Below are 22,459 nucleotides of genomic sequence, written 5' to 3'. Positions count from 1 at the left end.
TTGTGAATGCTTTGCCTTTTTATCGAGCGTGCAACACTAAGACCTCCGCGTATAAACCGCGAGAGAGAGAAGGAGGAGGTCGAGTTTGCGGCTAATAATATTCATTTAATTTGTATATTTATTCTGTTTGAATTATTGAGGACGGTTAATATTTAACTTGCCTAGCCGATAGTGTCAACCCTAATTTTTTCATGTTCCACTCATTCAACCTGTCTTAAGGCTAATAACGGTGAGTTTCATCCCCAAATTAGTGATCGATTCCACAGAATTAACCGGCTGTTTGGATTCAGAAATCACTGGGATGTGTTAACTTATTCCCCTTAGAAAAAAATAGTTTTTTATGCAAAAAACGATTAAGAAAAGTTATAATCCCACCTTAGTGATTAGGGATATTAGAACTTACGCATTTTATATGGAGCACAAAATGGATTTTCGCGTCTTGGTACTGAGCCTGTTGTTATGGCTGTTTCCCTTTGGGGCCAGTGCTATAGACCAATTAGATGAACTCACTGAACTCGTCTACCAATATCCCAGTAAAGCACTCACTCAAATAACAGCGTTAGAAAAACAATTTGCGACCAGTGCAAGCTCAGATATCAATCGACTCAGATTAAGTGTATTGAAATGCCAAAACCTACTACAAATAGGGGAAAATGAAGCCGCTATCAACGTCGCTCAATTAGGCGAAGCAAACGCTAAACAACTTAAGCTAGATCAAGTACGACCTTACTTTTTGATTTGCCAAGCCGACGCCAACCTTAGCTATAACAATGTTCAAAATGCCCTACCTTTGCTTGATTCAGCCATTAACCTAGCGCGACGTTACCAGCAACCACAAGCCTTAGTCGATGCTTTACGCTTACGTGGCCAACTCGATACTGACACTGATAACTTCTCCTCTGCTATCGAAGATTTACGCCTCGCGATTGATATTTATCCGGATATTCATGCTCAAACCCAAAATTGGATTTGGCCACCACAGGCCTATGTGTATGCCGCGATGGGAAATTTACTTTATGCCACCCATGATTTCCCCCAAGCCATGTATTACACCAACTTAGGTATACAAAGTGCCGATGCAAAAGGGAAAGTTTTACACTTTATTTTACGCAATGCAGCTCGGATAGCGCTTGATAATCAAGAGTTTGATTACAGTGATAAACTCGAACAACAAGCTAAAGCGCTTTTACCTGAGCTCGGTTCGCCACTTGAACTCGCCTACAGTTATGCCATTTTGGCCTCAATCGCGCTCGATAAAGGCCGCATCGATAATGCCGAAGAATATCTTTCTATCGCGATTAATACGTTTAAAAAACAAAATCAACAATTAGCAACAATGCGTTCAACTCGCCTACTCGCCCAAATTCGTTTTGCTCAGCATCAAGAAGATGCCGCTTTAATCCTCATGAATCACGCTATTGAGCAAGCTGAAAACCTAAAACAATACTCAGATCTCAAAGGGTTTTACGGGATCATGAGCGATCACTACTTAGAAAAAGGGGATTTTAAACAAGCCTATTCTTTCTTGCTCAAACGTTATCGAGCGGCCGAGCTCACCAATCAAGCGATGAATAATGCTCGGATATTGCAGTTTAAGGCCCGTCTAAATCAACAAGATCTGCAGCAGGAGCCAAATAGCACTGCACCAGAAAAAGATTCAATCTTACAAGAGTTAAATGTCGATTGGGCCTATAGCACACTGTTCTTAATCGCGATGGCATTATTGGGCGGAGCTATTTGGTATTTGATTGATAAACAGAATAATCGTGCCCCACATATTGAAGGTAATGAACCTGCGGAAACGCTGCTCCAACAAGTCACATCAACATTAAACAGTGCCAAACAAGGTAATTACCCACTGTCTTTATTATTGTTTAATGCGAGTCAGATCCGTCAAGTTGACCTACCTCTCTTACAGGATGAGCTACAACACAGACTACGGGAGCAAGATAAGTTAATCCGATATTCGATGGATGAAATTGCCATTATCCTGCCGCATACCTCGGCAACTGGTGCTAAAAGAGTCGTTAGTCAGTTGGTTGCTTGCATTCAGCCTTGGCAGGGTTCAAGTAAGGTCAATATTGGTATAGCGGCGATGCAACAGTTTGATACGTTAGAGTCTTTAATTAAGAGAGCCAGTATCAATCAATTGGGCAAGGTTAAAATCAATGAGAATACTTCAAACCATTATTCTCCCGCTAAGTAAGCCGTAATTTCATCGAGAAAAGCATCACCGAAACGACTCAGTTTACGCTCGCCAACCCCGTTAACGGCGAGCATTTCCCCCGCGCTCGTTGGCATCATGGCTGCCATTTCTGCGAGGGTAGCGTCGTTAAAGACTAAATACGGCGGCACATCCTGCTGCTCGGCAATGGTTCTACGCAATAACTTCAACCGTGCGAACAATTTACGGTCATAATTCAACGGTGCTTTAGACTGACTCGCCTTACGTTTTGTGGTTGTTAACTGAATACGCGGTTCAGCAAGCATTAGCGCCACTTCCCCTTTGAGCACAGGCCGTGCCGATGGGTTTAAGGTAATAGAGGAGCCACGAGTCACATCTTGACTCGCCAGTCCCAAGTGGATCAATTGACGGATCACACTCAGCCAATACTCATGGCTCTTGTCTTTACCAATCCCCCAAGTCGTGAGTTTGTCATGCCCTCGATCGACTATCGGTGCGCCTTTCGAGCCGCGCAACACTTCAATTAAGTGATTGATACCAAAACGCTGGCCTAAACGGAAAATACATGACAGCACCTTCTGCGCATCTTCGGTGCCGTTATAACGCTTAGGTGGATCGAGGCAAATGTCGCAGTTGCCACAGGGCTCTAGTGCGCTCTCATCAAAGTAATGCAGCAACACTTGGCGGCGACAGGTCTGCGCCTCGGCAAAGGCGGCCATAGTATTAAGTTTATGGAATTCGACCTGCTGCTGCGACCCAGGTTCAGACTGTTCAATCAAATGTCTGACCCGACCAATATCGGCGGGATCGAACAACATAAAAGCTTCGGCATCGAGCCCATCACGGCCTGCTCGGCCCGTTTCCTGATAATAGGCTTCGATACTTTTCGGGATATCGTAATGCACCACAAAACGCACATTCGACTTGTTAATTCCCATACCGAAAGCCACAGTGGCAACCACGATATCAATTTGATCTTTAAGAAAACTGTCCTGTACTGCTCCACGGTCTTCCTGCGTCATTCCTGCATGATAGGCCTTGGCATTAAAACCTTGCAGGCATAAACGGTCAGCCACTTCATCGACACGGCGACGACTGCTGCAATAAATAATGCCGTTAGTACCATTCTGCTGCGTTAAAAAATGTCGTAACTGATTAGCTGCATTAAGCTTTTCGGCGACTGTATAGCGAATATTGGGCCGATCGAAACTTGAAAGTAAACGGAACGGGTCAATACCGAGCCGCTCACAAATACTCTGTCGAGTCGCCTGATCTGCTGTTGCGGTCAGCGCCATCATGGGCACAAAGGGGAAGAGTTGCTTTAACTGGCCGAGCGCCGCATATTCAGGGCGAAAATCATGACCCCACTGACTGATACAATGCGCCTCATCGATGGCAAACATCGCCAGCTGGATAGACTGCATACGCTCAATAAAATCAGCGGTTAATAAGCGCTCAGGTGACACATAAAGTAACTTCAACTCACCGTGGCGTAGCTGCCTTAATACTTCGGCACTCTGCTCGCGCGGCAAAGAAGAATTCAGATAAGCCGCAGCAACACCGGTTTGCAATAAGCTATCGACTTGATCTTTCATCAAAGAAATCAATGGGGAGACGACAATAGTGATGCCATTCATCATCAAGGCGGGTAACTGATAACACAGACTCTTACCGCCGCCCGTTGGCATGATCACTAAGCAATCTTGCCCGCCGCAGACACGTTCTATCACCTCCCGCTGACCGTCCCTAAAGTCACGGTAACCAAACACCTGCGCGAGGCGTTGCGAGAGCGGATCATCATGCGTGTCGAGTACGAGCTTTTCCATGGATCTTCTATGTCAAAAGTGAGGGGGCCTATTCTATACCCAAACTAGTTCAAAATGCAGGATTCAACGGTAATTTAAAGCGCTTTAGACGAGGCAATTCACCACGATTGCAGCTATTTTAACCCTAGTGGGCTAAGCCAAAAATAACGAACGCGGGGTAAAATACTTTAAAAACTGCCGAAACGGTGTCGTCATTTTAGCGACGGAGTTGCATTAGCCGTAAGCTTCACTGTAGATTAATTGCTCTAAGCCGCACTTTGTTTATCTCAGTGTTGATAACAAATCCAATTACGCCTAATACCGTCACTCAGTGACAAGGACCCCAAAATGACCAGCCCAATCCAAGCCGAAGCTTTGAGAAGAGTCGCAGCAGTATTTGATCAACATGTCCCTTTCCATAATCTACTCGGGCTCGATATCAAACGTTACGATGTCGACGGTGTCGAAGTGGTCATCAATATGAAACCAGAACTTATTGGCAATATCCATCAACAGATCCTCCACGGCGGTGTCACAGCTACAGTACTAGATGTGGTCGGCGGACTTACCGCATTTGCAGGACTGGTCGCAAGCCGTGAAGATTGGACGATTGAAGAATTACAACAACGCCTCCAAACTTTAGGGACGATTGATATGCGCGTCGATTATCTGCGGCCGGGACGCGGCCTCACCTTTACGGGCACGGGCAGCGTCATTCGTGCGGGTAATCGAGTATCAGTATGCCGTATGGAGCTACATAATGAGCAAGGCACGCATATCGCTTTTGGAACAGGGACTTATATGGTGGGTTAGGCGGTTAAATTTAGATGTGTATTACTGCCTTAGGGCTCAAAACTGACTAAGGTAAACGTCTTGATCAACAGGATGTTTACTGACTTTAATCGCCCATTCAATTTTTTGTGGAGATATTCTGTAACGAAAAGAACGCGGCGAATCCCTTGAGTCAGCGGTCAGACACACCTACAATCGCCACCTTGTTGTTCTTCGAAGATGTCTCATGCCAAATCTTGAATACCGCAAAGGGATCCTACTTGCCGTCAGTGCTTACTGTATGTGGGGTTTTGCGCCTTTATATTTCAAATTACTCAACCATGTTTCCGCCACCGAAATTTTGCTCCATCGAGTGATTTGGTCATTCGTGTTTATGCTGATCATTATGCAGTTTATCGGCGGTTTTTCTCGCTTACGCTTACTGTTTAAACAGCCTAAACAGTTGATGGTTCTCACCATTACTTCCATATTGATCGCGGGAAACTGGCTACTATTTATCTGGGCGGTAAATAACGATCACATGCTCGATGCCAGCCTAGGTTACTTCATCAATCCTTTACTCAACGTCTTACTCGGTATGTTATTTCTAGGCGAAAGATTGCGTAAACTGCAATGGTTTGCGGTTTCACTCGCCAGCGCTGGCGTATTGATCCAGTTAATCTCTTTTGGCTCAATTCCCATCGTCTCACTGGCACTCGCGGGTACCTTTGGTTTCTATGCGCTGCTGCGAAAAAAGGTCAATGTGGATGCTAAGGCCGGCTTATTGGTCGAAACCGCAGTGTTATTACCGGTAGCGCTGATTTATCTCGTCGCAACCTTAGACACAGCCACGGCGAGCATGCTAACTAACGATTGGCAATTGAATCTGATGTTAATGGCGGCAGGGATAGTGACTACCATTCCTTTGCTGTGTTTTGCAGGGGCAGCGGTACGTATTCCATTGTCTATGCTCGGCTTTTTCCAATATATTGGTCCGAGTATTATGTTCATCCTCGCGGTGAGTCTGTTCAATGAGCCCTTCGATGCCGAAAAAGGCGTGACCTTCGGCTTTATCTGGAGCGCGCTGCTCGTCTTTACCTTAGATATGGCCTATAAACGCAAAACGGCGTGAGCATTATCACGCCGATAAACACAGTGGCAGAAGTGATGACATATGATGATTACTTCTGTAACTGTGCTAAAAACTCACTCCCTTGCGGTACTGTTAGTAATAAACTGTAGCCTTTAGTCGTTGGCACTAACACTAACTGCGATTTATCTGTTATCGCCAAAAATGCCCTGCCTTTCCCCTGCAACTTAAACCAGCCTAATTGAAACCCTGGCATGCCTATGCCGTTCGTTTTAAAGCTCGGCGCTAAATCTGCCTCTTGCTGCAAATCGACTATGCGCGCCTCGGCAGGCAATAAATCCACGCGAGATAACTGCACTTTATAGAAGGGAACATCCACTGTGAGCTCTGTATCGGTTAACACTAATTCGGCGCTATTCGATTGATAGAAGACCCAAGAAAATCCGCCCATCACCACCAGCAATATACCTAAACTCGCCGACTTCGCTATCTTAGGCATATTTTTTAGCCATAACATCAGCAAGATACCCGCTAAACCGAGCAATAAGACGATAAAACTGAAGATAGAGGTTTGGGTTAAAGGGGCGAGTTCAAAAAATTGAGGACTCATTGGCAGTATCTCCCGTGCAGTGAAGTCTTAATCTGCCAATAAAGACATATTATGTCAATAAAAATGCCAGCGCTAATATGAGTACTAGGCTGGCATTGATTGGATTGATTTAGAACGGCTTAAAGATCGAGCGCGAGAATTTTTGAGCGGCGTTGATAGTTATACAACTGCTTTTTCTTCTGTGGCAGTGCTTCAACATCTTCAATCACAAAACCATGCTCTAAGAACCAGTGAATGCTCCGAGTTGTCAGCGCAAACAAGCGTGAATAACCGCGGTTTCTAGCCTGATTGATAATGTTCTTCAGCAGTAAGCTCCCTCTATCGGCATCGCGATAATCAGGATGCACCACCAAACAAGCAAACTCACCCGCATTGTCCTCTTCAAAAGGGTAGAGCGCAGCGCAACCAATCACTAAACCGTCGCGCTCAATCAACATGAACTGTTCGATTTCAATCTCAAGCTGCTCACGACTACGACGCACCAGAATGCCTTGTTCCTCCAATGGACGGATAAGGTTCAACACACCGCCAATATCGGCGATCGACGCACAGCGTAAACGCTCAGCACTCTCAGTGACGATTTGTGTACCAATCCCTTCGCGGGAAAACAGCTCTTGTAGTAAAGCACCATCTTCAAGGTAGCTAACTAAATGACAACGTGGCACACCATTGCGGCAAGCATCGATACTGGCTTTGAGAAACGCCATAGTGCCAACACAAGCAGACCCTTGCTCGGCCAGCTTGTTCATGATGTTTTGCGCATCATTTGGCATCAACTCGGCAATTACATCGCCATTACGATCGAGAATACCGTTCTGTGAGCTAAAGCCGATCATCTTGTCTGCTTTAAGCTTAATTGCCACTTGAGTCGCGATTTCCTCAGCGGTGAGATTAAAGCTTTCACCAGTAACCGAAGCCGCAATCGGCCCCATCAATACGATGCAGTGATTATCTAACTGACGTTTTAAGCCTTGCACATCAATACGACGCACTTTGCCACTCAGGCAAAAATCCACACCATTATCCACACCCAGTGGTTGAGCAATCACAAAGTTGCCGCTCACTAAGTTAATTTGCGCACCTTGCATCGGCGTATTACTTAAACTCATGGATAAACGCGCTGTGATATCGAATTGCAGTGCACCCGCAACTTGCTTAATCACTTTGAGCGAATCTTCATCCGTGATACGCACACCGTCGTGGTAGGCAGGCGCAATACCGTTGGCGGCTAATGCAGCATCAATCTGCGGCCTAGCGCCATATACCAACACCACTTTGATCCCTAAACTGTGCAGCAGGGCGACATCATTTAAGATGGCGCGGAATTGATTTTGAGCCAAAGCTTCACCGCCAAGCATGACCACAAAAGTTTTACCTCTGTGAGCATTAACATAGGGGGCAGAATGACGAAATCCATCAACCAGTTCAGTGGTACGCACGCGTTATTTACACCTCATTTTTGAGCTGGCAGCGTCACTATGACACACCAGGAATGAATCGCTAACTTTCGCGTATGGTATTGCATTTTAATTCACATATAAAGAATTTATTCTCACTAAAGTGCAGATTTAATGATTTAAAGTGCTTAGAACCGCACTGTTTTATATTTTCAGCAAGTGTTCACACTTTTTTAACTTCACAAGGGATGATTCAGTTGCTTAAGTTTGCGAGGCAATTATCTCAACTTGATGACTAGCCACTAAAAAAAGTGCAAAAAAAGCCCCTTAAATAAGGGGCTTTTCTCGAAACACTAACCAAGGATTACTTGATTTTGGCTTCTTTGTAGATAACGTGCTGACGAATAACTGGATCAAATTTTTTGATTTCCATTTTTTCAGGCATGTTACGCTTGTTTTTTTCAGTTGTGTAGAAGTGACCAGTCTTAGCTGTAGAAACTAATTTGATCTTCTCACGATTACCTTTAGCTTTAGCCATGATCTATTATACCTTCTCGCCACGGGCACGAAGTTCAGCAACAACAACTTCGATACCTTTTTTGTCGATCAGACGGATACCTTTAGTAGATACACGTAACTGTACGAAACGCTTTTCTTCTTCTAACCAAAAACGGTGGTTTTGTAGGTTAGGTAAAAAACGACGACGGGTCGCGTTTTTTGCATGCGAACGGTTGTTACCAACCATCGGCTTCTTGCCAGTAACTTGGCATACTCTTGACATGTCAATCTTCTCCAAAAACAATTTTAACGCTCGAGCATTAATGTGCCTCGTATGGCCGTCGCCCGAGGCACAAAGAGGGCGCATTTTATACACGATCACAGAGTGAAGATCAAGTGTTAGATTAATTAATCCAGCCTCGTTCTGCAAAAGAAACTATCTCTCGATCACCTACAACCATATGGTCCAATAAGGATACGTCTATGGTTGCTAACGCATTTTTTAATCGCTCAGTTATTCGTCGGTCAGCCTGACTGGGCTCGGCAATACCAGACGGATGATTATGACAAACTATAACTGCTGCGGCCTTTTTCTCCAGCACTAAGCTCACCACTTCACGTGGATATACTGAGGCTGAGTCTATTGTGCCGCGGAATAATTCGACAAATTGAATCACTCTATGCTGGCTATCCAGCAGTAAAACTGCGAACACTTCATAGGAGCGATCGGCCAATTGTCGCATTAAATAGTCCCGAGTTAAATCGGGATTTGTCAAAACCTGACCTCTTTGCAGATTTTCCTGCGCTACACGCCGCGCTAATTCGGCCGCAGCTTGAAGCTGGGCGTATTTTACAGGTCCTACGCCCGGAAGTCGACACACCTGATTTCTTGGGGCACAGAGCAGGTTTCTGAGGCCGCCAAACTCGCAAATAAGCGACCTAGCAAGGTCAACCGCGTTTAATCCAGCTAAACCGTTACGCAGCAATACTGCCAGTAATTCAGCATCCGAGAGATGCGCAGCTCCTTTTTGTAACAGTTTATCTCTGGGACCTTCACCCTCAGGCCAATCTTTAATCCCCATGTGACCTCCCTGTCATCTCACATATTTTCACTTTACTGAGTATGGACGAGATTTTTTGAACTGGGATAGTCACTAAAATTCACCACTTTGTGATATTGTTGCCAGCATTATTTCTATCTCGGATGATGTCTGTGAGTCTGACAAATAAAAACGTCCTGCTGGGCATTGGCGGCGGTATTGCGGCCTATAAAAGTGCTGATTTAGTACGTCGCTTGAAAGAGCGTGGTTTTGATGTGCGCGTGGTGATGAGCCAAAGTGCGATGGAATTTATCACGCCTCTGACGCTGCAAGCGTTGTCTGGACATCCAGTGGCATCTAGCTTGCTCGACCCCGCAGCAGAAGCAGCCATGGGTCATATAGAACTTGCTCGTTGGGCAGATCTCGTCATCATCGCCCCTGCAACCGCAAACCTATTGGCGCGGATTAATGCAGGCATGGCCGATGAGCTAATCACCACCACATGTCTTGCCACTGAGGCGCCAATTGCCCTGTGTCCAGCAATGAATCAGCAGATGTACCGCAATCTGGCTACGCAGGCGAATTTAACTAGCCTAGCATCACGTGATTTTACACTTTGGGGACCCGCCAGTGGCAGTCAGGCCTGTGGTGAAGTGGGGCCTGGACGCATGCTCGAACCGCTAGAAATTGCCGAGCTAGCCAGTGATTTTTTTGCAACAAAAGAAGTCTCTGCGCTGCCTCTTGCTGGCCAGTCGGTGCTGATCACCGCCGGACCAACCCGTGAAGCAATTGATCCCGTCAGATACATTTCAAATCACAGTTCTGGAAAAATGGGCTTTGCACTGGCTAAAGCCGCGGCAGATATGGGTGCAGCAGTAACCTTAGTCTCAGGCCCCGTAAATTTAAATACTCCTGAAGGCGTGGTACGCATTGATGTTGAATCGGCGCAAAATATGCTCGATGCTGTTATGGATAACGTTGATAAAAAAGATATTTTTATTGGCTGCGCCGCCGTTGCAGACTACCGCATTAGCGATATTGCTACCTGTAAGATCAAAAAATCGACCGAAGAAATGCAACTTGCGCTGGTGAGGAATCCTGATATCTTAGCCACGGTTGCGAGCTTACCTAACCGTCCTTTTGTGGTGGGATTTGCCGCCGAAACCCATGATGTAGAAGCCTATGCGCGCGATAAGCTCAAACGTAAAAACTTGAACATGATCGCCGCAAACGACGTTTCCATTGCTGGCCTAGGCTTTAATGCCGATGCTAATGCCCTGCGTGTTTTCTGGCCGCACGGCAGTCAAGATTTGCCTGCTACTGACAAACTCACGTTGGCACGGCAATTACTTTCGTTGATAGTGAAAGAAAAAACAAATACATGAAAACACCGATTGAATTAAAAATTCTCGACTCCCGTATCGGCTCAGAATTTCCCTTGCCCGCTTACGCCACCGCAGGCAGTGCAGGCATGGATCTTCGCGCCATGATAGACACGGCTTTAACCATAGCACCGGGTGAAACAGTGCTCATTCCCACGGGGATTGCCATTCATGTGGCCGACCCAGGACTTGCAGCGGTGATTTTACCGCGCTCAGGCCTGGGCCATAAACACGGTATCGTACTGGGGAATCTAGTCGGACTCATAGATTCAGATTACCAAGGCCCCTTAATGGTATCTTGTTGGAATCGTGGTGACAGTCCATTCACCTTAGAAATGGGCGATCGTCTCGCGCAACTGGTGTTTGTTCCTGTGGTACAAGCACAATTCAAACTCGTTGATGAGTTCGACAGCTCAGACCGTGGTGAAGGCGGATTTGGCCATTCAGGCACTAAATAATCCCCTAAGTCGTTATTGAGCCAAGGATACTGCAATGGCTGTAAGCCCAAAAATTAATCGTCGTGAACACATTCTGCAATGTCTAGCGCAGATGCTAGAAACCAACCCAGGACAAAGGATCACCACAGCGAAACTGGCCTCAGAAGTCGGTGTATCGGAAGCCGCACTGTATCGCCACTTCCCGAGTAAAGCGCGGATGTTCGAAGGCTTAATCGAATTTATCGAAGAGTCGTTATTGTCGCGCATCAATTTAATCATGGATGACGAAAAAGACACCATGAAGCGCTGCCAGTTGGTACTGCAACTGCTGCTGATCTTTGCCGAGCGTAACCCAGGAATTTCCCGCGTTCTCAACGGTGATGCTCTACTCGGTGAAAATGAACGCCTGCGAAGCCGTATTGGTAACTTATTTGCCAAAATTGAAACCCAGTTAAAGCAAATTTTACGGGAAAAAACCCTGCGAGAAGGTAAAGGCTTCAACTTAGACGAAGCCATATTAGCCAATTTACTGTTAGCCTTTGCCGAAGGCCGCATCGCCCAATTTGTACGAAGTGAATTCAAACTCAAACCGACGACACACTTCGATGAACAGTGGCGTTTTATCCAGCACCAACTTTTACAAAGCTAATGATTTTTCAACATAAAGGACGGTAACTATCGTCCTTTATGTTCGATATTCCTTCCTTGTTTCACTCCATCTTTTGTTTTATCCTCGAAAAACATTTTAAGAACAAAAAACACAATGATTTTACAAGGATGTCAGATGAAACTCTTCCGATTAGCCGCATTGGCGACACTTTGCTTACCAATACTTCCAATATCCACCTTTGCAGCCAATAGCTCCAACGCGAATGCGTTATCGCAAGCACAGTTATTCAGCAAAGGTGATGAGTACTCGGATGTAAAAATATCGCCTACGGGTAAATACTTAAGCGCGATCACAAGTGTCGAAGGTAAAAACGTTCTCTTAGTCTTAGATACCCAAACCAAAAAACTCCTCAATGCGATACGTTTTCCCGATAATGCTCAAGTCGGCGACTATGAATGGGCCAACAGTGAGCGATTGGTATTGGCAAAAGAATACCTAAAAGGCTGGCAAGACACACCTATCTACTACGGTGAATTGATGGCGGTAAATGCCGATGGTTCACGAAAAGCGTATTTATTCGGCTTCGAGAGTGGCGAGCAACAAACAGGTTCAAATATCAAGAAAAATACCCCTATGCGGGCGAGCGCGTTTATCCTCGATCCTCTGCCAGATGATGAACGCTACATGTTAGTCAATGCTATTCCATGGAATGATAGGATCAATCTTGACTTTGAACTATCACAAGATGTCTATCGCGTAGACTTGTTCAATGGCACACGTAAACGCATCACAGGCTCACCTATCGGCAGAGCCCGTTTTATGACAGACCATCAAGGTGAAGTCCGCTTCGTTGCCGGTGAGGACAATAAAAACATTACTAAAGTGTTCTACCGCAAAGACGGTAACTGGGTAAATACCGATAAACTAAATCTAGGTCTTGCTGATTTTAAACCACTCTCCTTTGCCGATGATAAAAATACAATTTATGCAGCAGGACGCTCCCAAGGTGAAACCTTAGGGGTTTATAAAATTAATCTCGAAACGGGCGATAAAACTGAAATCATTCAGGATGAAAACGTTGACCCTAGCAACTTTTGGATTAACGGCACCAATAAACAACTTTACGCCGTCGAGTTTGAAAATGGTTACCCAAGTTATGCCTTTGTCGATAATGAGGATTCGCACGCTAAATTGCTAAAAGATCTGCTGGGTGCTCTCCCCGGTCACCAAGTACGAATTGTTAGCGAAACCCGAGATGCAGCAAAACTCGTCGTACTTGCGTTTAACGATCGAAACCCTGGCGATTACTACATATTTGATACGAAAACACTAAAACTTGAATATCTAGCCGCCGCTAAAAAATGGCTCAACCCAGAGCAAATGGCTGATGTTAAACCCATCAGTTTCACCAGCCGTGATGGCAAACAACTCCATGGATATCTAACGCTTCCCTTTGGTAAAGAAACTAAAAACCTACCCTTAGTCGTCAATCCACATGGTGGTCCACACGGTATCCGTGACTGGTGGGGCTTTGACCCACAAAACCAATATCTAGCAAGCCAAGGCATAGCCGTTCTACAGGTCAACTTCCGTGGTTCAGGCGGATATGGCGATCAATTTGAACGCGCTGGCTATCAAAAATGGGGCTCAGATATTCAGCATGACATTATCGACGCAACCCAGTACGTCATTGACCAAGGTTTTGCCGATAAGGAGCGCATCTGTATCGTTGGCGGCAGTTTTGGTGGTTACAGCGCCTTGCAGAGCGCTGTGCTTGCGCCAGATATGTTTAAATGCGCCATAGGTGTAGCTGGCGTATATGATCTTGAATTGATGTTTAATAAAGGCGATGTCGCCAACAGCCGTTCTGGTACTAGCTATCTCAAGGATGTGCTTGGCCAAGATAAAGCGGTACTTAAAGCAATGTCTCCTTCTGAAAACGTCGATAAACTCAAAGCAAACATACTATTGGTGCATGGTGGTGAAGATGATCGAGCGCCAATTGAGCAACTCGAATCCCTCGAAAAAGCCCTAAAAGCTCACCATTATCCTTACCAAAAACTGGTGATGGACAATGAAGGCCACGGTTTTTATAACGATGAGCATAGAGCGAAATACTATGAAAAAATGCTCAGTTTCCTAAAAACCAATCTGAAACTTTAGAATTAACTCAAACTTGCCGACACTGCTAGGCTAAACTCGATTGGCAGTGGCAGATTTAAAGCCGATATCCGATAAGGACTATCGGCTTTTTCATGTGGCCTATGCGCGTTTTCGGTATGAATTGTCTGCAATTCGCGCTATCCTCCTCCCCCTATTCTTGCCCTAGCGAGAATAACAATAATTTGTATCTGATGCTGAACAGCCCTAGTACTACACGATGATCAGCATAGGTTTTCTGTTATAGCCGCTACGACGTAGTGGAGGATAAGATGGCATTAAGTGAAGCAGCAGTAAAAGTACAAGCCGCGTTATTAGAACGTGGACTTGAAACCCCAATGCTCCCAAGCGTTTACAGCAGTGAAGAACGTAAAGACAAGATTGAACATCATATGAAAGAAATCCTGACATTAATGTCATTGGATCTGTCAGACGATAGCCTTGCCGATACGCCGCGCCGCATTGCTAAAATGTACGTCGATGAAATCTTCTCCGGCTTAGATTATGCGAACTTCCCTAAGATAACTGTGATCGACAATAAGATGGGCTTCGATGAAATGGTGCGAGTGCAAGACATTAGCCTTACCAGCACCTGCGAACATCATTTAGTGACGATCGATGGCACTGCGACCATAGCTTATCTACCACGCAAAAAAATCATTGGTTTATCAAAGATTAACCGTATTGTGCGTTTCTTTGCCCAACGTCCACAAGTGCAAGAGCGTTTGACTCAGCAAGTGTTAGTCGCGCTGCAAACCTTACTCGAAACCAAAGACGTTGCCGTTAAAATGGATGCCGTGCATTACTGTGTCAAATCCCGTGGAGTGATGGACTCCACCAGTTCGACCACTACCACAGCGCTGGGTGGTATTTTCAAATCTAACCCTGCGACCCGCGCCGAATTTTTGCACCAGTCTAAATAAATGTATTGAAACTTAACGCTATTTAAAACGTGTCGAAATCAATAGCAACCAATACAGCTCAATAAAAAACGCTGCGATTCCTTCTATAGAATCGCAGCGTTTTTTTGTTTTCATACCAACTCAATCAAACCTTTCTCAACCTAGCTAAGATCAATGCTGGCTGATTAACTGATTTCACCAAGCCTGCGATAGCCGCTTGATCAATACCAGCCGTCAAACACTAGACTTAAATGCCATATTGCTCGCGGTACTGGCTCACGGCGGCAAGTTGCACTTCCATCCCTGGTTTTTCAGACAAATAACTGATTAGGTCGGCGAGTTTAATAATTGCCACTATGCCACAACCAAAATCACGCTCAACTTCTTGGATGGCCGATAACTCGCCCTTGCCTTTCTCTTGTCTGTCTAAAGCAATCAACACACCGGCTAATTGTGCTTTATGGGCTTCGATGATTTCCATCGACTCACGAATTGCAGTACCTGCGGTGATCACATCATCCACCAACATAACGCGGCCTTTCAGCTCGCTTCCGACTAAGCTGCCACCTTCGCCGTGATCTTTTTTCTCTTTGCGGTTAAAGCAGTAAGGGATATCGATATCGTGGTGTTCACACAGGGCAACCGCCGTTGTGGTAGCAATTGGAATACCTTTGTAAGCAGGGCCAAACAGCAAGTCGTAATCAATGCCAGAATCCACTAACGCAGCGGCATAAAAACGGCCTAAACGTGCTAAATCACGGCCAGTATTGAACAAACCCGCATTGAAGAAATAAGGACTGATACGGCCCGATTTAAGGGTAAATTCGCCAAATCGCAACACCTGACGTTCTAGGGCAAATTCAATAAACTCACGTTGATAAGCTTTCACAATATCTCCTTACGACTTTGTCTTTATTGGTTTTGTATTATGGGGAATTTTTATTCGGTACAGAGCTTGCACTACACTAGCATCTTGCTGCAGATAAAAAGCTGCAGTTAATAAAAAGCCCCGCACTCTATAACATGACGGGGCTTTTTCATCACCACAATATTAGTTCAGTGCGGCTTTCTGCACATCGACGATTTCACGAATACTGTTCTTCGCCAATGCCAACAGTTCGAGTAATTCTTCGTGGCTGAATGGCTCGCCTTCGGCGGTGCCTTGAATTTCGATGATCTTACCCGTTTCTGTCATCACGACGTTCATGTCAGTTTCAGCGGCGCTGTCTTCGATATATTCTAGATCGCTTATCGCTTCACCCTTGTAAATACCTACGCTGACAGCAGCGATAAGGAATTTCAGCGGGTTAGATTTAATGATGCCTTTACCACGCGCCCAGTTCAACGCATCCACTAAGGCCACACAGGCGCCAGTGATAGAGGCAGTGCGTGTGCCACCGTCAGCTTGGATCACATCACAGTCGATCACGATAGTGTTTTCGCCTAGGGCTTTCATATCCACACAGGCGCGTAGGGCACGACCGATAAGACGTTGAATTTCTTGCGTACGGCCAGATTGCTTACCGCGAGCGGCTTCACGATCCATACGGCTATGGGTCGAACGTGGCAACATGCCGTATTCCGCCGTCACCCAGCCTTGACCCTGACCTTTAAGGAAACGTGGCACACCTTCAGTAAAACTGGCGGTACAAAGCACTTTGGTTTCGCCAAATTCCACTAACACAGAACCTTCGGCATGGGCCGTAAACTGGCGAGTGATAGTGATGGGACGAGTTTGTGCTGGCGTTCTGTTACTTGGACGCATGCGAGATTCCTGTATTCTGAGTCATTGACCGATTTTGGCTGCATATTATAAGGGCTTGAGCCTTAGGATGCCATGCTTAGGGTGATTCTCTGGCAAACTCATCACACTCAAACACCTAATCCCGGTCGCTATTGGCGGTATGCCTTTAATCCTAAAGCCATTGACTCTATAATCGCCTCTCATTATGACGATTACACCATTAGGACAACCCATGATCCAAAGCATGACAGCCTACGCTCGCATCGAGCACAAAGCACAATGGGGCACTGCCTCCTGGGAAATTCGCTCAGTCAATCAACGTTATCTCGAAACTTACCTACGTTTACCCGAGCAATTCCGCAGCTTCGAACCCGTACTGCGCGACCGCCTTCGTAAACGTTTAAGCCGCGGCAAAGTGGAAGTCAATTTGCGCTACGAGCTGGCAGACAACAGCAATAACGAGCTGCAGTTGAATCAAGCGCTAGCAAAACAGCTATTAGGCGCCGCCACTTGGCTCAAGCAAGAAGCGGGACAAGGCGATGTCAATCTTACCGACATCCTACGCTGGCCGGGCGTGCTAGCGAGCGGTGAACAAGATATGGATGCGATCGGCGCCGATCTGATGACAGCCTTCGATTCAGCCATAGATCAATTCATCGAAGCCCGTGGCCGTGAAGGCGAAGCCATCAAAGACATGCTGCTAAGTCGCTTAGATGGCGTGAGCGAGCAAATCGCCGTCGTACGCGAGCACATGCCTACTGTGATGCTATATCAACGCGAAAAGCTCACCAACCGCCTTGCAGAAATCAAAGGTGAACTCGACCCAGCCCGCATCGAGCAAGAAATGGTGCTACTGGCACAGAAACAAGATGTGGCCGAAGAAATGGATCGCCTCGAAGCGCATGTGGCCGAAGCCCGCCGCATCCTCAAAAAAGGCGGCAGCGAAGGTCGCCGTTTAGATTTTATGATGCAAGAATTTAACCGCGAATCGAACACGCTCGCCTCTAAATCCATCAGCACTGAGATCACCTCAGCCGCAGTGGAACTTAAAGTTCTTATCGAGCAAATGCGCGAGCAGATCCAAAATGTCGAATGATATCCACAACCATCCATTAATCATCATTAATTATTGTTTTTAATCAGTTTTAATATATAAACCGTCTACTAACATCCATCTATACCCACCACTACCCACAACTATATGGTGGGTATATTGGTGGGTATGCTACAATAAACCCGATCATCAGCGGTGGGTATTATTGGCTTTCATAAAAGCAACCTTAAGGTCATGATGGGGAATGGATTTATGGGAAAACTGACAGTAAAAGAGATTGAGTCCAAGGCAAAAGGAGAGCCAGGCCGGTATGCAGATGGAAACGGTCTGTATTTTGTTGTCCCAAAACTTGGCGTTCCATATTGGATGCTCCGTTACACGGCGCAATCTAAACGCAAAGAAATGACCTTAGCAAAATACAGTGATATGTCTCTTGCTGATGCGCGTGCAGAAGCTGCTACCAAAATGAAACAGTTTCGCGATGGTCTCGACCCGCTCGTAGCCAAAAAACGTGCAGAGCAATCTCAAATCAAAACTGTTGATGAGCTTTTTGCTGATTGGCACCTTGGTAACATCAATCGACTTAAATACGCCAATATTCCAGAACGTATCTATCGCAAGGATATCGCGCCGCATATAGGCAGCTTTAATATCGATACTGTTACAGCTAGAGATATCAGAGACATCCTCAAAACTATCGCCGCGACAGGCCGCCCCGCCATCGCAAACGATGCTCTAATGTACTGTAAGCAGCTTTTTAATCACGGCATAAAACTAGATTTACTTGGTGCAAATCCAGCCAGTGCATTTTCTATATCAGATGCTGGTGGCTTAGAAAAAAGTAAAGACCGCGCTTTAACGCTAGAGGAAGTCACAACGTTTTTTAAGATCGCTAGGGAAAATAGTGACAGTTTTAGCCGTGACAATTACCTAGCCTGCGCACTACTGATTACATTGGGAGTACGTAAGTCTGAGTTAGCTGAAGCGCCTTGGAAGGAGTTTAATCTTGATGAGAAGGTGTGGAATCTGTCCAAAGACAGAAGCAAATCAGGAGTGGGTATTGCGATTCCATTGCCTCCCATAGTGATGGAATGGCTAAATGAGTTAAAAATCAGAGCCTGTGGTTCCGAATATGTTTTTCCAAGCAGACGCTCCAGTAAAAATCCCCATATGGGCCCTGATACGCTAAACCGAGCAATCACTAAACTATTTGGCCACGAAGCCGGTAAGAAAAAACAACCCCCAAACTTAATGGGTGATATGCCCCACTTCACAGTGCACGATCTACGTCGTACCTGCCGCACCCTGCTTGCCAAACAAGGTACGCCAGGACACGTTGCTGAACGTTGCCTCAACCACAAACTGAAGGGTGTTGAAGGGATTTATAACCAGCATGATTATTTCGATGAACGAAGGGAAGCGTTAGAAAAATTGTCGCAATATTTGAAGGATATTATCAACACGCCTAAAAAGGCTAATTGATAATTATTTATATGCAATGACTCATAAACGATCTGACAGCTCTGATGGTGCTGTTAGATCGATTCGTAGAAGCGAGAACCATCAAAGTCATTTTGGGACAAAAATAATTTAGTGTTAAAATGCGAACTAGTAAGTCTCAGATTAAGATTATTATAGGTTAACGTACTAGCTAACAGGTACGTCCGAATTGAGCTAATTGTTAGCGCTTTGACGCTCCGAATTCTCCTTTAGCTTCCAGCGAACTATTGATTGCGCAGCGATAAACCCCTTTCCGTACCACGACTCGTAGCTCGATGAAATCGGATATTTATGGTGAACATCAACGAAGTCATCCCACCATGGATTTTCTTGTGCTGGAAACTCGATTACCGATCCAGGAAATACATTGCCACTGAGAAGATCGTTGAACTTATCTTCCGGCAGAATCCTTCCCCCGCAGGAGGTGCAGAGTAGGCTCTTTTGGAGAACCAATATTAGTCGGTACATGCTGAATATTTGACTTTGGCCACCTGCGCCAACATAGTCACTAATGTGCCAGACTCGACTAAAAATCTTGTACTTGTAGTCGGACAACTTAAGCAGCAGAAAGACTTCACCCACTTTCGATAACGACCTAATGAAATAGAGTCTGTTTGGTGCCAGAGCCTCAATTTCATCCAAGTAATCGAGCGGATCGTAATGTGTTATCTCAGATTCTCTAAAAGGCGCTTCCTTTCCCTCAATAAGCCAGTTTCTATTTACCCCAAATGTGACGCAGAAATGGTCAATAAATTCAAATGACGGTTCTTGTCGACCAAGAAACACACTCTCAAGTTCGCCAACGGAATGAAGTTTCATCAGCTGTGCCAAGCCTGCAATAGTGTATCTACCATAAGTTCTCTTCTCGTTCAGCAGTTCGAGAACTTGGTTGAATCGCTTGACGATGTTCGCGACTTCTGAATTCGGCTGAATGTTTTTTGCAGGTAGAGATTGCGTTTGAACAACTTCGACACGCACTGCTGAAGTGGGACTTGGTTGAGTTGAATTTGCCTCAGACCTTGAATGCTTTAATAGCCAACCTCCAATTACCAATATAGCACTCACTCCTACACCGGAGAATAGCCATTCTTTATTCTTCAGAATGAAATCGATCAACTAAAATTCCCTGTGTATTGAGCGCTAACACGCACTTAAGAGGTTGGCAACGCATCAGACACACAACAATAACTATTGCGATTCAACGAGACAGGAAATGCCACTCATTCCCAGTCCCTCCTGAAGCGATTATTATATGACCCCCTGCCCTACTTATCATTTTCGACATTTAAATGTTACATTAACCTTACAATGCAAAATACGGTATAAACTAAAGGCTCACAAAAAAGGAGGTTAATGTGTCTAATTATATTATTAACAAAAATGCGCAAAGCAATGGCGATCATGAAGTTCACAATACAACAACTGGTTGCTCCTACATGCCAAACGCAGAAAATCAAATCGATTTAGGTTCTCATCTCACATGCTCAGGCGCTGTACTCGCTGCTAGAAAAACGTGGCCTGAAGCAAAAATCAACGGTTGCTATTATTGTTGCAATCCTTGCCACACTAGTTAAGTAACTCTGGGGGTAACTTTGTTTACCCCCATAACGTTTTAGTATTTATGTGCTACGCTGTTTACAGCGCATAAATCGCTTGTTGGACTTGACCGCTAAAATCTTAATATAGATTGGTATAAATGATGTCATAAGAATTTGCTTTTTTGCGGCACACCATACAATTTTGCACGTAAAAATTTGATACTAAATAGCTTTTAATTCTCTCTAACTCACGTTTGACTGACTAATGCGCGTGGTTCATTGCTATCCAGATTCAGACGGCTACACGCCCCCTTCATCGGCTAAAATTTGGTCATCTAGATAGATCACATGTACCAAACTAGGCTCGTCGCTAACAAACTTTGGGGTATTTTTGTTTTAGTATTTAGTATATTAAGTGGTGTCAGCTCTGATTAAACCTTGAATTACAAGTGACAGATTGCGTCTTGACTAACCCAATTTATAGTTAATTGGGTTGATGATAACTCCATGTTGTTGCGTTACGAAGCATAATCCTCAAGGCTTACACCGACCTCAACGCGCATCATAAAGCCTCTCTGCCGTTATCCATAAATCCGATGGATTACAATTCAGCGCTTGGGCTAGTTTCCACACAGAAGCTATAGATGCCTTCGCGACACCACGTTCAATGCTTGATACAAACGAACGAGCAAGTTCAGCCTTATCAGCAAGCCCCTCTTGGTTATAGCCTAGCTCGACTCGACGTAACTTAACTGCCCGACCAAAAGCCACCCCCATCTTTAACACTTCATCATCATTCACTAGAGAACCCCAGGATATTGAATACCGGATAATTCTCACGGACACATGATAGACAAACCACGCTACAAACATTACATTTAGACCTGTATAGTGGTCATTTAGCCATTTTACATTAAGAACACCCACCGATAGAAAGTAAATGTCTTCTTTCGGAACAAACAGTGTCTTCAAACACGCGAATTAAAAAGGAGTTACACATGTCAGTCGTTAAAACCATGTCAATCATAGGAATGGTGTTTTTCCCATTATGCTTAATCCTTGCTTCTGCATTTGCAGAAATCGATCTAGAAGCTTCAGCTGGATGGGGGATCTTTGCCGCCATGTATGGGATTGGGTATTCCATCACTGTTTTTGTTAAAACTAAAAATGCAGCTAATAGCGCAACTTAAACATTCAATTGTGCCCCTTGTATGGATAGGGGCCTCAATCTACTGATTACCAATCAGCTAGTAGCACAGTGCAATACCGTCCATAGCGAAGATTAGAGCTATAAATGCGAATGCCAATTTACAGCAGACTAAACAATATAAATATTCCATTTAATGCCCATCATCGTTAGCGGTTTATCACTAATTTAAGGTGTATTTAAAATGAATAAATTGCTTTTTGCTTTTGCACTGCTCGGAATGACTAGTGCTTGCAGTGATTCTAAACCGAATGTTGAAATTGAAGTTTACGACAGGGCGGGCTTGTATATGAAATCAATCGAAGTGAAGGTCAAGGCTATTGAAGATGATGTCATCATAAACGACATCATTGTAAACAGAGGCAACTGTGAAAGCCTTTTCGAGAAAAAAGGTTTTCCCAAACAGCTTAAATTTGGTCAATCTACTTCTGTCTCTTATGGAGGCTCGTGTGATCTAACGCAAGTTGACGTAGTAACCAATAATGGGAGTTGGACAGTTACCTACTGAGTTAGCCTTAATATGATACAG

General features: G+C 45.0%; 23 protein-coding genes. 13 read left to right on the top strand and 10 right to left on the bottom strand.

Annotated features, from left to right (window positions below; genetic code table 11):
* Positions 1–424 precede the first annotated feature (424 nt).
* A complete protein-coding gene (locus GWI56_RS07550; RefSeq protein WP_198572573.1) occupies positions 425–2,206 on the top strand; it encodes a diguanylate cyclase in 1,782 nt (593 codons plus the stop codon).
* Here the strand turns inward: GWI56_RS07550 and recQ are convergent.
* A complete protein-coding gene (gene recQ, locus GWI56_RS07545; RefSeq protein WP_198572572.1) occupies positions 2,188–4,011 on the bottom strand; it encodes a DNA helicase RecQ in 1,824 nt (607 codons plus the stop codon). The genes GWI56_RS07550 and recQ overlap by 19 nt on opposite strands.
* Before the next feature lie 327 nt (positions 4,012–4,338).
* Here recQ and GWI56_RS07540 point away from each other — a divergent pair, with 327 nt between their 5' ends.
* Together GWI56_RS07540 and rarD are read left to right on the top strand one after the other, a co-directional pair.
* Entirely contained in the window at positions 4,339–4,803 is a 465-nt protein-coding gene (locus GWI56_RS07540; protein WP_113941090.1) for a thioesterase family protein, read from the top strand.
* Between the two features lie 205 nt (positions 4,804–5,008).
* Positions 5,009–5,893 (top strand): EamA family transporter RarD, encoded by an 885-nt coding sequence (rarD, locus tag GWI56_RS07535; protein WP_198572571.1) that lies wholly within the window; start codon positions 5,009–5,011, stop codon positions 5,891–5,893.
* 49 nt (positions 5,894–5,942) lie between these two features.
* Here the strand turns inward: rarD and GWI56_RS07530 are convergent, their stop codons facing one another.
* The 5 genes from GWI56_RS07530 to radC form a co-directional block, all read right to left on the bottom strand.
* Complete coding sequence (locus GWI56_RS07530) at positions 5,943–6,461, bottom strand: PH domain-containing protein (protein WP_198572570.1); 519 nt, start codon at positions 6,459–6,461, stop codon at positions 5,943–5,945.
* A 119-nt stretch (positions 6,462–6,580) separates the two neighbouring features.
* Complete coding sequence (gene argA / locus GWI56_RS07525) at positions 6,581–7,900, bottom strand: amino-acid N-acetyltransferase (RefSeq protein ID WP_105251176.1); 1,320 nt, start codon at positions 7,898–7,900, stop codon at positions 6,581–6,583.
* A gap of 322 nt (positions 7,901–8,222) precedes the next feature.
* Positions 8,223–8,396, bottom strand: a complete 174-nt coding sequence (gene rpmG / locus GWI56_RS07520; RefSeq protein WP_006079871.1) for a 50S ribosomal protein L33 — start codon at positions 8,394–8,396, stop codon at positions 8,223–8,225.
* A gap of 6 nt (positions 8,397–8,402) precedes the next feature.
* A complete protein-coding gene (rpmB, locus tag GWI56_RS07515) occupies positions 8,403–8,639 on the bottom strand; it encodes a 50S ribosomal protein L28 (RefSeq protein WP_006079870.1) in 237 nt (78 codons plus the stop codon).
* Between the two features lie 121 nt (positions 8,640–8,760).
* Positions 8,761–9,438, bottom strand: a complete 678-nt coding sequence (gene radC, locus GWI56_RS07510; protein ID WP_113941095.1) for a DNA repair protein RadC — start codon at positions 9,436–9,438, stop codon at positions 8,761–8,763.
* Positions 9,439–9,560: 122 nt separating this feature from the next.
* Here radC and coaBC point away from each other — a divergent pair, with 122 nt between their 5' ends.
* From coaBC to folE, 5 genes are all read left to right on the top strand, one after another.
* Positions 9,561–10,781: a bifunctional phosphopantothenoylcysteine decarboxylase/phosphopantothenate--cysteine ligase CoaBC gene (gene coaBC / locus GWI56_RS07505; RefSeq protein WP_198572587.1), complete on the top strand. Its 1,221-nt coding sequence runs from the start codon at positions 9,561–9,563 to the stop codon at positions 10,779–10,781.
* Complete coding sequence (gene dut, locus GWI56_RS07500; RefSeq protein WP_105251173.1) at positions 10,778–11,236, top strand: dUTP diphosphatase; 459 nt, start codon at positions 10,778–10,780, stop codon at positions 11,234–11,236. Before coaBC ends, dut begins: the two co-directional genes overlap by 4 nt.
* Positions 11,237–11,270: 34 nt before the next feature.
* On the top strand, positions 11,271–11,864 hold the full coding sequence (gene slmA, locus GWI56_RS07495) for a nucleoid occlusion factor SlmA (protein WP_113941097.1): 594 nt from the start codon (positions 11,271–11,273) through the stop codon (positions 11,862–11,864).
* 135 nt (positions 11,865–11,999) lie between these two features.
* The gene (locus tag GWI56_RS07490; RefSeq protein ID WP_198572569.1) at positions 12,000–13,988 is read left to right on the top strand and encodes a S9 family peptidase; all 1,989 of its coding nucleotides are present in this window, start codon (positions 12,000–12,002) and stop codon (positions 13,986–13,988) included.
* A 269-nt stretch (positions 13,989–14,257) separates the two neighbouring features.
* A complete protein-coding gene (gene folE, locus GWI56_RS07485) occupies positions 14,258–14,908 on the top strand; it encodes a GTP cyclohydrolase I FolE (protein ID WP_006079864.1) in 651 nt (216 codons plus the stop codon).
* 226 nt (positions 14,909–15,134) lie between these two features.
* Here the strand turns inward: folE and pyrE are convergent, their stop codons facing one another.
* Positions 15,135–15,776 carry an orotate phosphoribosyltransferase gene (gene pyrE / locus GWI56_RS07480; RefSeq protein WP_006079863.1) on the bottom strand — a complete coding sequence of 214 codons (642 nt, stop codon included), beginning with the start codon at positions 15,774–15,776 and terminating at the stop codon, positions 15,135–15,137.
* 162 nt (positions 15,777–15,938) lie between these two features.
* The gene (gene rph / locus GWI56_RS07475) at positions 15,939–16,652 is read right to left on the bottom strand and encodes a ribonuclease PH (RefSeq protein WP_006079862.1); all 714 of its coding nucleotides are present in this window, start codon (positions 16,650–16,652) and stop codon (positions 15,939–15,941) included.
* 211 nt (positions 16,653–16,863) lie between these two features.
* Here rph and GWI56_RS07470 point away from each other — a divergent pair, with 211 nt between their 5' ends.
* The gene (locus tag GWI56_RS07470; protein ID WP_006086670.1) at positions 16,864–17,727 is read left to right on the top strand and encodes a YicC/YloC family endoribonuclease; all 864 of its coding nucleotides are present in this window, start codon (positions 16,864–16,866) and stop codon (positions 17,725–17,727) included.
* A gap of 210 nt (positions 17,728–17,937) precedes the next feature.
* Complete coding sequence (locus tag GWI56_RS07465; RefSeq protein WP_198572568.1) at positions 17,938–19,167, top strand: site-specific integrase; 1,230 nt, start codon at positions 17,938–17,940, stop codon at positions 19,165–19,167.
* Between the two features lie 192 nt (positions 19,168–19,359).
* Here the strand turns inward: GWI56_RS07465 and GWI56_RS07460 are convergent, their stop codons facing one another.
* The gene (locus GWI56_RS07460) at positions 19,360–20,301 is read right to left on the bottom strand and encodes a hypothetical protein (RefSeq protein ID WP_198572567.1); all 942 of its coding nucleotides are present in this window, start codon (positions 20,299–20,301) and stop codon (positions 19,360–19,362) included.
* Between the two features lie 239 nt (positions 20,302–20,540).
* Here GWI56_RS07460 and GWI56_RS07455 point away from each other — a divergent pair, with 239 nt between their 5' ends.
* Entirely contained in the window at positions 20,541–20,759 is a 219-nt protein-coding gene (locus tag GWI56_RS07455; protein ID WP_198572566.1) for a hypothetical protein, read from the top strand.
* Positions 20,760–21,275: 516 nt separating this feature from the next.
* On the opposite strand, the gene GWI56_RS07450 is transcribed toward GWI56_RS07455, so the two are convergent.
* The gene (locus GWI56_RS07450) at positions 21,276–21,524 is read right to left on the bottom strand and encodes a helix-turn-helix transcriptional regulator (RefSeq protein ID WP_198572565.1); all 249 of its coding nucleotides are present in this window, start codon (positions 21,522–21,524) and stop codon (positions 21,276–21,278) included.
* 197 nt (positions 21,525–21,721) lie between these two features.
* Between GWI56_RS07450 and GWI56_RS07445 the strand changes: the two genes are divergently transcribed.
* Both GWI56_RS07445 and GWI56_RS07440 read left to right on the top strand, forming a co-directional pair.
* A complete protein-coding gene (locus GWI56_RS07445) occupies positions 21,722–21,913 on the top strand; it encodes a hypothetical protein (RefSeq protein ID WP_023268022.1) in 192 nt (63 codons plus the stop codon).
* 201 nt (positions 21,914–22,114) lie between these two features.
* Positions 22,115–22,438, top strand: a complete 324-nt coding sequence (locus GWI56_RS07440; protein WP_198572564.1) for a hypothetical protein — start codon at positions 22,115–22,117, stop codon at positions 22,436–22,438.
* Positions 22,439–22,459: the final 21 nt, after the last annotated feature.

This window comes from Shewanella sp. DW31 (genome assembly GCF_015767295.1).
Classification (GTDB): Bacteria; Pseudomonadota; Gammaproteobacteria; order Enterobacterales; family Shewanellaceae; genus Shewanella; species Shewanella oncorhynchi.
The sequence above is the reverse complement of the archived record's forward strand: the minus strand, read 5'-3'. Positions and strand labels throughout refer to the sequence as shown.

Excerpts from the sequence above, each read along its gene's own strand:
- GWI56_RS07550 (WP_198572573.1), top strand. The coding sequence starts at position 425 with ATGGATTTTCGCGTCTTGGTACTGAGCCTGTTGTTATGGCTGTTTCCC.
- recQ (WP_198572572.1), bottom strand. The coding sequence starts at position 4,011 with ATGGAAAAGCTCGTACTCGACACGCATGATGATCCGCTCTCGCAACGC.
- GWI56_RS07540 (WP_113941090.1), top strand. The coding sequence starts at position 4,339 with ATGACCAGCCCAATCCAAGCCGAAGCTTTGAGAAGAGTCGCAGCAGTA.
- rarD (WP_198572571.1), top strand. The coding sequence starts at position 5,009 with ATGCCAAATCTTGAATACCGCAAAGGGATCCTACTTGCCGTCAGTGCT.
- GWI56_RS07530 (WP_198572570.1), bottom strand. The coding sequence starts at position 6,461 with ATGAGTCCTCAATTTTTTGAACTCGCCCCTTTAACCCAAACCTCTATC.
- rpmG (WP_006079871.1), bottom strand. The coding sequence starts at position 8,396 with ATGGCTAAAGCTAAAGGTAATCGTGAGAAGATCAAATTAGTTTCTACA.
- rpmB (WP_006079870.1), bottom strand. The coding sequence starts at position 8,639 with ATGTCAAGAGTATGCCAAGTTACTGGCAAGAAGCCGATGGTTGGTAAC.
- radC (WP_113941095.1), bottom strand. The coding sequence starts at position 9,438 with ATGGGGATTAAAGATTGGCCTGAGGGTGAAGGTCCCAGAGATAAACTG.
- coaBC (WP_198572587.1), top strand. The coding sequence starts at position 9,561 with ATGATGTCTGTGAGTCTGACAAATAAAAACGTCCTGCTGGGCATTGGC.
- dut (WP_105251173.1), top strand. The coding sequence starts at position 10,778 with ATGAAAACACCGATTGAATTAAAAATTCTCGACTCCCGTATCGGCTCA.
- slmA (WP_113941097.1), top strand. The coding sequence starts at position 11,271 with ATGGCTGTAAGCCCAAAAATTAATCGTCGTGAACACATTCTGCAATGT.
- GWI56_RS07490 (WP_198572569.1), top strand. The coding sequence starts at position 12,000 with ATGAAACTCTTCCGATTAGCCGCATTGGCGACACTTTGCTTACCAATA.
- folE (WP_006079864.1), top strand. The coding sequence starts at position 14,258 with ATGGCATTAAGTGAAGCAGCAGTAAAAGTACAAGCCGCGTTATTAGAA.
- rph (WP_006079862.1), bottom strand. The coding sequence starts at position 16,652 with ATGCGTCCAAGTAACAGAACGCCAGCACAAACTCGTCCCATCACTATC.
- GWI56_RS07470 (WP_006086670.1), top strand. The coding sequence starts at position 16,864 with ATGATCCAAAGCATGACAGCCTACGCTCGCATCGAGCACAAAGCACAA.
- GWI56_RS07465 (WP_198572568.1), top strand. The coding sequence starts at position 17,938 with ATGGGAAAACTGACAGTAAAAGAGATTGAGTCCAAGGCAAAAGGAGAG.
- GWI56_RS07445 (WP_023268022.1), top strand. The coding sequence starts at position 21,722 with ATGTCAGTCGTTAAAACCATGTCAATCATAGGAATGGTGTTTTTCCCA.
- GWI56_RS07440 (WP_198572564.1), top strand. The coding sequence starts at position 22,115 with ATGAATAAATTGCTTTTTGCTTTTGCACTGCTCGGAATGACTAGTGCT.